Genomic DNA, 12,439 nt, shown 5'->3' on the forward strand with positions numbered 1-12,439 from the left:
AGAGCAAGATGAGAAGAAAGAAGTTGGTTTCTGGCGTAATGATGTTGGCTCTGCTGGGCTTTGCGGCAGAGAGGTCACTTGCTGAGGAAGTTGTTATTGATCAGGAGCAGGAAGTTGTTGATCAAGGCCAGGGCGAAGTTATTGTTGATCAGGAACAGGATGTTGATGCTGAACAAGAGCAAGAGGTTATCGTTGATCCCAAAAAAGGCGGCTATCATCCTCCAAGTGGGCAATGCAAGGCATCCAATCCACCTGTGAATGGCCAATGTATTTACCTTAATCTTAAGGAAAAGGAAGGGCTTAAGCATAAATTCTGTCCGAAGCAGGACGAGTTTACCCCGATTATTCAAACTGGGGAGTGCTGGTCGCAATGTATTTATCCAGGCCGAATGGGAAAGACCTATAAACCGGTCAAAACATGTATTGACTGTGATCAGGTTGTGCAAAACGGAACACAAACTATCACAAAAAAGGAAGTTGTCAGAATCGTGACTCCTGGGGTGCTAAAGAGGAAATGCATCGAAAAACCCAGCGGGCATTATGAGTATAAGGTAGTCTGGCCAAAGCCTAAAACGGTAATGATAAAGGACTGTACTCCCAACACGACCCCCCTTCCCTCTGTGTGCCGTAAAAAACTACAGTCAGTAACAGTCACATATGAGAGACCTACTCTATTAACGCATACTATCACGCACCCAATATCGTTTCCATACAGCTGGGAAGACTTATACAGAAGACCTGTTCCCTGCCCGCCGAATGGAAAGGGTGGAACCGACTGTTCTTCTGTCTGCAATGAAACCAAGCCCGGGCACAAGACAGTGGAAATTGAGAAGTGTATTGATAAAGTTGTCCAGGAACCAGGAACTATCGTTAAGCAGTACTTTGTAACGGTATGCGAGCCGGATTCGACTAATCCTCCTCCATGTCAGATAACACGGAGGCAGGTGCAGGGAGAGCCTCAGATCATAAAAGTTCCGATCATGGAAAAGGTATGCTCCGACCGCGTGATTATAGGGCAGCCTGAACCAACCTATGGCACTGTTACCTTTAAGGTGCCGGACTACAAGGTTGTACCGAAGCCTCCTGTAATAGATTGTATTGGAGTGCCGCCACAAGTTTGCAAACCAGTACTCGTCTGGAGGCAAGAGGCTTTCTGTCAGGATAAGGGCAATCATTCTGGCCTCATTACCCAGGTTCAGGAGGCTCTTGTTCAGGAAGGATTTGATGCTGGTCCGGCTGACGGCGTGCTGAATGACAAGACCAAACAGGCCATCGTGGACTTCCAGAAGGCCAAGGGTCTTGCCCAAGGCGGTACCTTGACCAAGGAAACCGTTGAGGCCTTAGGTATTTCTCAATAACAATACCTTTTGCAACGTTGATTACAAAAGGGGGACACAGAATGTGTCTCCCTTTTATTTTACTATCCCGCCAATTTTTGCCGCAAGCGGCGGAGTATTAGCCCCACCGCTTCGCAATCAAGAGACGCACTTCTTCTCCTGCTGCTTATGCGGCATCGCCTTGGTGTCTAAGACAACCACGGTGATGCCTCTGCCCTCAGTAGCAAGCTGCTCCATAATGCTGGTTTTTCCCTTAAGGCGTTGCCAGAAAGGTGCCTTTCTGCCTGGGCTGCCGATGACAATATGCCCAACCCGATATTCTTTGGCAAACTGAAGGATCGTCTTGACGATATCATCACCCTTATAGGTGAAAACAGTTGCTCCTAACTGCTGGGCAAGGGTCAGGGTATTGGCGAGCATCCGCTGCGTCGCTGCATCAATTGCGGTTGGCAATTCTTTAGAAGTCTGCACATAAACAGCATACCAGTTGCGGTTCAGCCGTCCTGCCAGACGGGAAGCATACCTGAGCAGGGCCTCGCTGTTCGGCCCCATGGAACTAAGGCAGACCATGATCTGATCCGGGCTTGACGGACAATCCCCAGCCAGGGCATCACGTTGTCGCGAGTCAATTTGTGAGGCCAGCTCGCGCAGGGTCAGCTCACGGAGCTGTTCAAGATTAACCGAGCGAAAGAAGTGCGCCAAGGCCGTCTCGATCCGCTCGACAGGATAGACCTTGCCTTGCTGTAGGCGATGACGCAAGTCCTCGGCAGTGACATCAACGTTGACAATCTGATCAGCCTCAGCCACGATACGGTCTGGTATGCGCTCGCGCACCTTGATGCCGGTGATGCGTTCCACCGTTTCATACAAACTTTCCAGATGCTGGATGTTCAGGGTTGAAATAACATGAATGCCTGCGGCGAGAAGCTCTTCCACATCCTGATAGCGTTTAGCATTCTTGCTGCCAGGCACATTGGTGTGGGCAAACTCGTCCACCAGCACCACATGCGGGTGACGGTGAAGAATCGCCTCTAAATCCATCTCTTCAATCACGATGCCGCGATAGGTGATCTGGCGGCGCGGAATGCGTTCCAGGCCGACTGCCAAGGCCTCGGTCTCCGCTCTTCCGTGCGTCTCCAGCAGGCCGACAGCGACATCAACTCCTTCTTCTTTGAGGCGACGGGCCTCAAGGAGCATCTGGCAGGTCTTGCCTACCCCGGCGGCATAGCCCAAGTAGAGCTTCAATCTGCCGCGCTGCGAGCGGCGGATCAGGCGCAGGAAGCTGTCAGCACGGCTGCTGTTCATCTACGGCTCCATCTTATCCAGAGCCATATTCACGCGCAACACATTCACCAGGCTGTATCTTCCGACGTGTTCAACATGCTGCTCAAGGAGCTGCATAAGTTGTTCTGCTGTTCTGCCTCTCGCGGCAGCTATTCGTTCTATCTGACCACGGGCAGCCTGGATTGTGAGATGCGGATCTAAGCCACTGCCAGATGCGGTCACTACATCAGTAGGCACGGGTTTTACTTGCAGATGAGCGAGTATCCCCTCTGCTCGTTGGCGAAGCACGGGGCTGGTGGGCGAGAGATTGCTGCCGCCTGCCGCAGAAGCATTGTAGGCAACCGCTGAAGGCCGAGGCCAGAAGTATTCCGGCCTGCTGAAGCCTTGGGCGATCAGCTCGCTACCGATATCGCCTTGCCAAGTGCTGATCAAGGAGCCATTGGCAGTATGCGGGGTCAAGGTCTGACCAATAGCCAAGATGACCAAGGTGTAAACAACGCAGCAGATAAGCACCGTGGCCAGGACAATCCGGCCTGAGATCGCGAGCTGCACTAAAATGCCTGTGGGTTGAGCTTGTGCCTTCATGATCAATCTCCTAAAGAATACCTGTCAGGGTTAAGGTCAGGTCAATCAGCTTGATGCCGATAAAAGGGGTCAGCAAGCCGCCTAAGCCGTAGAGCAGCAGATTGCGACGAAGAATACTGTCTGCACCCATAGGCCTATACTTCACCCCCTTGATTGCTATCGGAATGAGCAGGGGAATAATAATCGCATTAAAGATCAAGGCTGACAAGATCGCACTCTGCGGGGTTGCCAGGCCCATGATGTTGAGAGCTGATAGTTGCGGCATCGCTAAGATGAACATCGCCGGAATAATCGCAAAGTACTTGGCCACATCATTGGCAATCGAGAAGGTCGTCAGAGAACCACGGGTCATGAGCAGCTGCTTGCCAATCTCAATCACCTCAATCAGCTTGGTGGGATCGCTGTCCAGATCCACCATATTGCCTGCTTCTTTCGCAGCCTGGGTGCCGGAATTCATGGCAATACCAATGTCTGCCTGTGCCAAGGCAGGGGCATCATTGGTGCCATCGCCCATCATGGCAATCAGCCGCCCAGCCCGCTGCTCCTGCCGAATGTATGCCAGCTTATCTTCTGGTCTGGCTTCGGCAATGTAATCATCCACGCCTGCTTGTGTGGCAATCGCCGCCGCCGTCAGAGGATTATCACCTGTTACCATCACCACCCGCAGACCCATTGCCCGTAAACGTGCAAAGCGATCTCGGATGCCTGGTTTCAGCACATCTGCCAACGCAATCACCCCCAGCACATTCTTACCTGCGGCAACCACGATAGGGGTACTGCCCTGGCGAGCAACTTGGTCAACCAAGCCCCGCAGCGGTGCAGGAATTACCCCGCCTAATCCTTGAATATAAGCCTGGGCTGCATCAGACGCTCCCTTGCGGAACGAATGTCCATTAGGGAGATCAATGCCGCTTAAGCGAGTTTGGGCAGAAAAAGCTATGACCTTGGCCCCTGGGAACTCTCTGGGCGCATTCGCCTTGAGTAAATCCTCACCCAGCTGCACGATAGATTTGCCCTCTGGGGTCTGATCCCCAAAGGAGGCGCACATGGCTGCTGCGGCCAGCTGGGCTTCAGTTATCCCAGGCAAGGCGTAGTATCTTGTGGCCTGCCGATTGCCCATCGTAATCGTGCCGGTCTTATCAAGCAGCAGGGTATCAATATCGCCAGCTAATTCCACCGCCTTGCCGCTCTTGGCCAGCACATTGGCAGAAAGGGCACGATCCATGCCAGCAATACTAATCGCGGCCAGCAGGGCACCAATAGTCGTGGGAATCAAGCAGACGAGCAGGGCAATCAGGGTCGGTATTGGCAGAGATACGCCAAAATATCGACCAATCGGCCACAAGGCACCAGTGACCATCAGGAAAGCCAGGGTCAAGCCAGCTAAAGTTACGGTCAGAGCCAGTTCATTCGGGGTCTTTTGCCGGACGGCCCCTTCCACTAAGGCAATCATCCGATCAAGGAATGAATCGCCTGCCCCGGCAGTAATACGGACGACAAGCTGATCCGAAAGCACCCGGGTGCCACCAGTAACGCCAGAGCGATCACCGCCAGCCTCACGCACCACGGGCGCAGATTCACCAGTGATTGCCGACTCATCAACGCTGGCCGCACCTTGCAGTACCTCGCCATCGCCAGGAATAATTTCCCCTGCTCGAATCAAGACTAAATCATTCTCGGCCAGTTCATCCGAACCAACCAGCTCTTCACTACCATTGGCAACCCGGCAGGCCAGCGTCCTACTGCGGGTCTGCTTTAAGGTATTAGCCTGAGCCTTGCCTCGCGCTTCAGCTAAGGCTTCAGCAAAGTTGGCGAATAGGACAGTCAGCCAAAGAATCACGGCCACGGCAAAGGTATAGCCGACCGCTTCTTGCGTGTGCAATAGATCCAGGACCAGCACCAGGGTGGTCATGGCTGCGCCAATTTCCGTGACAAACATGACTGGATTGCGGGCCATAAGCCAAGGCTTCAGCATGACCACCGACTGCCGAGCAGCAGTCCGCAGGAGCTGCGGTTCAAAAAGCGAGGCCCGACGAGCTTTGCGCCGCTCTAACTTAGGTTGAGCTGTTTCTATGGTGTTAATATTCATAGTGTATTCCTTGCGCTCTTAGCACTGGGTACGAATAACTTTGTAACGCAATGCTGGCGCAGATAGATATTGAGAACCAGACAATGCTTAGGACGCTTTGTCCATAATGCTTAGGAGGCATCATTCATAATGCTTATGGCGATTCGTCTATAATGCTTAGAAGACTTCATCCATAATACTTAGGAGACTTCGTACATAATGCTTAGAATACTTCGTCCTAAGCATTATGTTTTTTTGGCTAGAGCGGCTTGGTCGTTATCGCAGCCAAATGTTCGGCAATTGGCCCAAGAACTGCTACTGGCAGGAACAAAAGCGCACCTACGAAAACGATGCTACCAAGGATCACTAAGCCAAAAAGCGGCGTATCTGTACGTAAGGTACCAACAGTCGTTGGGGTGGGTTTCTTGGCTGCGAGTGAGCCAGCAATAGCTACAGGAAAGATGATGGGTAGGAAGCGGGCCAGGAGCATGATAATGCCTGTGGCTACGTTCCAAGGCACGGTGTTATCAGCCAGTCCTTCTAATCCAGAGCCATTATTCGCGGCCGCAGAACTGAATTCGTATAATATCTCTGTAAACCCGTGCAGGCCTGGATTGCCAACCGTACTTGCACCCCAAGATGTTGCTGCAAAAAGAGCAGTGCCGCCAAGGATGAACAAGGGGTGGATAAGGATGGCTAAAAGAGCAAATTTCATCTCCCGAGTTTCCACCTTGCGGCCCAGATATTCTGGTGTGCGACCCACCATCATGCCACTGATGAACACGCCGATAATGATATAGAGGAACATGTTAATCATGCCAACCCCATTGCCGCCAAAGATGACATTGAACCACATGCCAATCAGTGCCAATAGGCTGGTGAGCGGGTTAAGGCTGTCGTGCATTGCATTGACGGAACCATTGCTGGTAGCTGTAGTCAGGATGCTCCAGGTAGCACTGGCCGTTGGGCCGAAACGCAGTTCCTTGCCTTCCAGATTAGCTGCGGTCTCAATGGGCAGACCAATCAAAGCAGCGGTCGGTGCGCTCTCGTAATAATTAGCCAGACAAATCTTGATCAGCAGCAGGATGGCCATGACTGCAAAGATCACGGTCGCATGGCGCATTCGGCCTGTAATACGGCCAAACATCCAGACACAAGCCATAGGAAGCAGGAGGATGCTCATACTTTCGAGAAGATTGGTCAAACTCGTTGGGTTCTCAAAGGGATGAGTGGCATTGACCCCAAAGAAACCACCGCCATTGGTGCCTAATTGCTTAATGGCGACAAAGGCAGCAACAGGCCCCCTGGCAATGACTTGCGTCACTCCTTCTAGGGTGCTTGCATGTACTGCACCCTGCAAGGTCATGACTACGCCACCCAGCACCAGCAACAGTGCCAGCAGAGCTGATAAAGGCAACAGGATCAGCACGACTGCTCGCAGCAGGTCTTGATAAAAATTACCTAAGCAGGTGCGGCCTGCCAATCCACGGGCTAAGGCACTAAGGGCCGCAAGACCAGTGGCCGCAGATACAAATTGCAGCCACATTAAAGCAAAGAGTTGGGAGAAATAACTCAGCGAGACCTCGCCGGCATAATGCTGAAGGTTGGTATTGGCAACAAAGGAAGCGGCAGTATGGAAAATAAGGCTTGGCTCAAGTGCGCCCTTGCTGTCCGGGTTGAGCGGCAGCCATTGCTGCAAGGCGAGAATGGTATAAGCAACCACGAACATCACGCCGTTAAACAGGAGCAGAGAAAAGAGATACTGCTGCCAGCTTTGCCCTTTAGCAAGTGCTGGCCCGCCTATTTTCTGCAAGAGCAGCTCAAGCTGTCGCCGCCAGAGTGAGATGCTGTTGTCCGGCTCCATTGCCCAGGTTATGGCCTTACCCAGAGGCCAGGAGAGTAGGATAGTACCAACGAGAAGCAAGAGAATGAAGAGAAGATTCATGTATAACTCCCCAGCCTAAAAGCGTTCAGGATAGATAAGGGCATAAACGAGGTAGACTATGCAGATCAGCAGCACGCAACCAGACAGGTAAATCATAAGGCAACTCCTAGATTCGCTCGCAGAGAGCAGTGAGTAGTATCATGGCCACAAAAAGGCTTAGGCCAATAAGCAGGAAGATAACATGCAACATGGTTCAGCTCCTTGGTGAAGAGTATCGGATTAGCCTCTGACGGTGGGCGGTAAAGCGTGTTACTGTGGCTCACAGTTACCTGCAAGAGGCAGGGTGAAACCAAAGATCGACCCCTGGCCGAGGCGGCTTTCTACGCTCACCTGGCCATTGTGTGCCTGGATAATCTCGCGGACAATTGACAGACCCAGGCCAATGCCTGACTTCTCATCTTGACCAGGCGCACGATAGAACTGTTCAAAGAGGCGGTTAAGATGCTCATGCGCTATACCTGTGCCTGTATCTGCAACAAGGAAATGCACCAGGTTTGGCTTGCGTTCGGCTTGCACGGTAATGGCTCCGCCAGGTGCGGTGAAACGTAGGGCATTGGTCAGTAAATTAGTAAAGACCTGCCTGATTTTCTCGGCATCCGCCAGCACCAGAGGCAGTTCTTCAGGTACCTGATTGGTAAGCGTCAGCCCCTTATCCTTGGCAGCAGCAAGAAACGGCTCAACAGCATCCTGAGCAAGAGTCAGCGGCAAGACAGGCGCTGGCGCAAGCTCCGCTTTGCCCGCCTCGATTCGATTAAGATTGAGCAGGTCATCAAGGATGTTGGCCAGCCGCTCACTCTCTTCACGGGCCGCAATCAGTAATTCATTCTGCTGGGTATTGAGCGGACCAATCTTATCCTCGAGAAGGAGGTGAATAGCCATCCGCAAGGAAGTAAGGGGGGTTTTGAGTTGATGGGAGACTGTGGCCACGACACCACGTTTCATCTCCTCTTGTTCATGGATTTGGGTGACATCTTTGAGAATTAAGGCCAGACCATTTGGTTCCAGGTGTTCTGAGCCAAGGGGAATAGGTATTGCCATAGGCTGGAAAAAGTATTCGCGCTGATCAACAAACTGCTGTATGCAGCCGCTTGCAAGGTCATGCTCAACCGTCCGGCCCTCGGTCAGGGCTTTACTGAGCAAAGGCGGCAGCCAGGCGTAGCCAAGCTCATGGGCGAGGACTCCTGGCTTCAGCCCGAAGTGCCGCTCTGCCGTTTCTGTGGCCAGCTCTACCCGGCCTTCCAAGTCCAGCACCGCCACTGCATCAGGCAGGGCTTTGAATACCTCCTCAGTGGCCTGGCGTGTACGGAGCAGACTGGTCTTATTGGTATTACGCACTTGCCGTAAGGCAGCGGTCATCTCATTGAAGGATTCTGACAGCAGCCCGACTTCATCATGAGCACAGGTCTCAAGGACAAGATCAAGGTTGCCTTGCCGAATCTCATTCGTCAATTCAATCAGTCGCTTAATTGGATGCAGGATCCATTGTTGGGTAAGGTAGCTGAAGAGCAGAGCCAGCAGGGCAGCAACCGCAATAGCAGTCAGCATGTGGCGATGGGCGATTGTTGCAAGACGACGAGCAGCTGTGCTCGCCTCGATCATGTTGTTCTGGTTCATGATCAGAATTTCTTGGGCCAGCTGCTTGATTTGTCCAGAGAGCAGCTGCACGTTGCTTTTGTCATGCACTGAGCCTGTTGCCTGTGGCACAGCCTGGAGGTACTGCATAAAGAGCACCTGAATCTGCTCTGCTTTCTCCTGTTCCTGGGGCAAGGTGATGTTGCTTAACTCTACAGCAAGGGCCTGGTGAAACTGGGCAACATGTTCGTCAATCAGCTGCTGCCCTTCTGCTTCTTGGCCTAATAAGCTAGAGAGGATACCATTATCTATGCCTGCCAGAGCTTCCTTCATGGTCTGACAGGCAAGAACGCTGCGGTAGTTCTCGGTAAGGATTAAATCAATGGCCTGACCAAGCTGTTCGATCTGGCTCATAGTCAGCAAGCCGATCACAACCATAACAGCCAGCAGGCTGCCAAAGCCAAAGATGAGTTTCTGTTTGATACCTAGCATAATGCTGCTCCTTGTGTTTCTCTATGCAAACGATGTGCCAATCTGGCAACGCTGTCTTTTCAGTAGGATATGCTTCGGAACACAAGAGGAAGGCTTGTGAAGGACAAGGAAACAGATGCGCTGACCTTGCGTTTTGCAATGCCGCGCGGGAGGGAATTAGATGCCGTACTGCTTTCGTTTGTGCCAGAGGGTGGCCTGGTCAATGCCGAGCAGGTCAGCGGCTTCTTGCAGGGTCTTGGTAGAAGCAAGAAGGCGGCGGATGTGCTGCTCTTCAATCACTTTCAGTGAAACAGGATCACCGAGCTGCACCTGCGAAGGGCGGGGGGCAATGGATGTGGGCAGATATTCTCTGCCAATCAGCTCTGTCGGGCAGAGAATTACAGCCCGTTCGATCACATTGCGCAGTTCACGAACATTGCCAGGCCAGGCGTACTGCCGCAGGGCAGTCAAGGCCTCGCCGCTGAACCCAGCCAGCAACTTATGGTTCTGCCCAGCAAAGAAGCGCAACATCGCGTGCGCCATGTTCTCAACATCATCAGGACGCTCGGCCAAAGGGGGTAACTCAATTTGAATGACATTGAGCCGATAATATAAATCAGCACGGAAGTGACCTTCTTTGATCGCAGTCTCTAAATCGGTATTGGTGGCAGCCAGAAGCCGGACATTGGCTTTGCGGGTCAGCTGTTCACCAATGCGCTCATATTCCCGATCTTGGATAAAGCGCAGCAATTTGGGCTGGAGGGCTAAGGGGAGATCACCGATCTCATCCAACAGCAATGTGCCGCCATCACATGCAGCTACTCGGCCTGGGTTATCGCGCAGTGCGCCGGTGAAAGCACCTTTGGCATGACCAAAAAGTTCACTCTCTAACAGCTCCTGGTTCAGGGTTGGACAGGAGATAACCGCAAAGGGTTTGTCCTTCCGGTTACTCCACTGATGAATAGCCCGCGCCAGCATAGTCTTGCCGGTGCCGCTGGAACCACGCAGCAAAACCATTGCTTCAGAAGCAGCCACCTGCCGGGCAAGCTCAATGGCTCGCTGCATAAGATGGTGGCGAGAAGTAAAGGTGACTTCTGGATGCAGCTGGGCCAGATCCTCTTGCAGGCAGGCAATATGTTGTTCCATTGCGCGCAGCTGGGCTGCTCGTTCTGTGACCAGTTCTACCTGCGCAGGTGTAAAAGGCTTGGGCAGATAGTCTGCTGCCCCGCGCCGCATCGCCTCTACAGAGGTATCAATGGAGGCATAGGCAGTAATAACGACAATCTTTAGCCACGGACATTCTCCTAAGAGCGAGGGAATTAAATCTAAGCCGTTCTGTGTCCCTGAACGGAGATCAACAAAGGCAAGATCAAATACCCGACGGCCTGCTTCAGCCAAAGCATCTTTGGGATTGCTGACCGCAGCGGTTCGATGGCCGCGTGCTTCCAGGCAAAGGGCAAGGGTCTTGCGGATATTGACTTCGTCGTCAATAATAAGGACGTTAAGCGGCTGTTTGGGCTGATGGTCATTCACTCTATGGCCTTCCTAAGCAATTGTGGAGTTGCCCGCGTGATTGCGTTCTGCTTTTATCGCTCCTAACAGAACCTGTCCATGAAAAAATGCGCAGGCTGCCAACAGAGACAGCGGTTGACAAGGCGCAAGGATTCTGTTTTGATGGAACAGCTTCCTCTACTTTATCTCTTCTAGGATAGGTGTATGCGTATTCAGCCTGTTATTCTTGCCGGTGGCACGGGCACGCGGCTTTGGCCCTTGTCTCGAGAGCTGTATCCGAAGCAGTTGCTCTGCCTGACCGGCGAGCATACCTTGCTCCAGACCACCCTCATCCGGGTGAGCTTACTCCCTGATGTTCTTCCACCAGTTATCGTGGTGGGCGAGGAGCACCGCTTTCTCACGAAAACCCAGGTTGAGGCCTTGCACCTCTTTCCTGAATATCAATTGCTCTTAGAGCCGCTCGGCAAGGACACCGCTCCGGCAGTCTGCGGGGCTGCGCTCCATGCTCGCCAGGAGCAGAAGCAGGAAGATATACTTCTGCTCGTTCTGCCAGCGGATCATCTCATTGTCCGGCCTGATGATTTCATCCTCGCTGTGGCCAAGGCGCATGAGCAAGCAGCCCAGGGCAAGTTGACCACCTTTGGCATTGTGCCTGACCGCCCAGAGACCGGTTACGGCTACATTCGCAGGGCTGGAGATGGCTCCGTACTGTCCTTTGTCGAGAAACCTAACCTGGCCACAGCGCAGCGATACCTTGCCGAAGGCGGTTGGCTTTGGAATAGCGGCATGTTTGCCTTTCCCAACGAGAAGCTGTTGGCTGAGTTCCAGGTTCACGCGCCTGAGATCCTGCGTTGTATGGAGAAAGCTGTGCAAGGCGGCAAAGCCGATGGGGTATTCTTCCGCTTTGATGCCGAGGCCATGCAGCTGTCGCCAGCCAAATCCATTGACTACGCCATTATGGAGAAGACTGCGTGCGCCGCAGCGGTTGAGGCCGACTTTGGCTGGAGTGATATCGGCTCCTGGAGTGCTTTGCATGAGGTAGCCGAGAAAGATGCACAGGGCAACGTGGTGAGCGGTGATGTGCTGCTTGAAGATGTGGAGAATTGTCTGATTCGCTCGGAAGATACACTGGTGGCTGCTGTTGGTTTGCGGGATATTTTGGTCGTAGAAACCGCTGATGCCGTGCTGGTTGCCCCTTTAGATCGCGCCCAGGACATCAAGAAGATAGTTAACAAACTGAAGCAGCAGCAGCGAACCGAGTTCCGCACCCATCGCACGGTGTATCGGCCCTGGGGCAGCTATACTACCCTGGAAATCCAGGAACGCTTCCAGATCAAACGGATTACAGTCGTACCTGGTGCCCAGTTGTCCTTGCAAATGCACCATCATCGCTATGAGCATTGGATAGTGGTCAGCGGTACAGCCAAGGTAGAGACGGGTGAAGAGGAGTTTCTTCTTTGTGAGAACGAATCAACCTACATCCCTTTGGGTACGCAGCACAGGCTCACGAATCCTGGCGTGATTCCCCTGGAGTTGATTGAAATTCAGATCGGCAGCTATCTTGGTGAGGATGATATTGTTCGCTTTGATGATGCCTATGGCCGGGGAAAATAACCCGTTTGCCAGTTATCAAGCCATAAATACAACCCAAAGGAGGAGCAGAAC

9 protein-coding genes are annotated in these 12,439 nt (G+C 52.7%); 2 read left to right on the plus strand and 7 right to left on the minus strand.

Translation table 11 applies throughout. The annotated features are described in order from the left end of the window. Positions 1 to 8 precede the first annotated feature (8 nt). On the plus strand, positions 9 to 1,358 hold the full coding sequence (locus tag ACNKIB_RS09645) for a peptidoglycan-binding domain-containing protein (protein WP_417910334.1): 1,350 nt from the start codon (positions 9 to 11) through the stop codon (positions 1,356 to 1,358). Positions 1,359 to 1,475: 117 nt separating this feature from the next. Here ACNKIB_RS09645 and ACNKIB_RS09650 read toward each other — a convergent pair whose 3' ends face one another. The 7 genes from ACNKIB_RS09650 to ACNKIB_RS09680 all read right to left on the minus strand — a co-directional run bounded on the left by ACNKIB_RS09650 (position 1,476) and on the right by ACNKIB_RS09680 (position 10,795). Further along, the gene (locus ACNKIB_RS09650; protein ID WP_417910335.1) at positions 1,476 to 2,642 is read right to left on the minus strand and encodes a histidine kinase; all 1,167 of its coding nucleotides are present in this window, start codon (positions 2,640 to 2,642) and stop codon (positions 1,476 to 1,478) included. Then, a complete protein-coding gene (locus ACNKIB_RS09655) occupies positions 2,643 to 3,206 on the minus strand; it encodes a potassium-transporting ATPase subunit C (protein ID WP_417910336.1) in 564 nt (187 codons plus the stop codon). It abuts the gene before it with no gap. A 10-nt stretch (positions 3,207 to 3,216) separates the two neighbouring features. Next, on the minus strand, positions 3,217 to 5,295 hold the full coding sequence (kdpB, locus tag ACNKIB_RS09660; RefSeq protein WP_417910337.1) for a potassium-transporting ATPase subunit KdpB: 2,079 nt from the start codon (positions 5,293 to 5,295) through the stop codon (positions 3,217 to 3,219). A gap of 238 nt (positions 5,296 to 5,533) precedes the next feature. Next, positions 5,534 to 7,219, minus strand: a complete 1,686-nt coding sequence (gene kdpA, locus ACNKIB_RS09665; protein WP_417910338.1) for a potassium-transporting ATPase subunit KdpA — start codon at positions 7,217 to 7,219, stop codon at positions 5,534 to 5,536. A 15-nt stretch (positions 7,220 to 7,234) separates the two neighbouring features. Continuing rightward, a complete protein-coding gene (locus ACNKIB_RS09670) occupies positions 7,235 to 7,315 on the minus strand; it encodes a potassium-transporting ATPase subunit F (RefSeq protein WP_417910360.1) in 81 nt (26 codons plus the stop codon). A gap of 153 nt (positions 7,316 to 7,468) precedes the next feature. Beyond that, on the minus strand, positions 7,469 to 9,283 hold the full coding sequence (locus tag ACNKIB_RS09675; protein WP_417910339.1) for an ATP-binding protein: 1,815 nt from the start codon (positions 9,281 to 9,283) through the stop codon (positions 7,469 to 7,471). Between the two features lie 156 nt (positions 9,284 to 9,439). Further along, positions 9,440 to 10,795 carry a sigma-54-dependent transcriptional regulator gene (locus ACNKIB_RS09680; RefSeq protein ID WP_417910340.1) on the minus strand — a complete coding sequence of 452 codons (1,356 nt, stop codon included), beginning with the start codon at positions 10,793 to 10,795 and terminating at the stop codon, positions 9,440 to 9,442. Between the two features lie 183 nt (positions 10,796 to 10,978). On the opposite strand from ACNKIB_RS09680, the gene ACNKIB_RS09685 reads away from it, so the two are divergent. Next, positions 10,979 to 12,388, plus strand: a complete 1,410-nt coding sequence (locus ACNKIB_RS09685; protein ID WP_417910341.1) for a mannose-1-phosphate guanylyltransferase/mannose-6-phosphate isomerase — start codon at positions 10,979 to 10,981, stop codon at positions 12,386 to 12,388. Positions 12,389 to 12,439 lie beyond the last annotated feature (51 nt).

The sequence above is a fragment of the Candidatus Electronema sp. PJ genome (genome assembly GCF_048287395.1).
GTDB lineage: Bacteria > Desulfobacterota > Desulfobulbia > Desulfobulbales > Desulfobulbaceae > Electronema.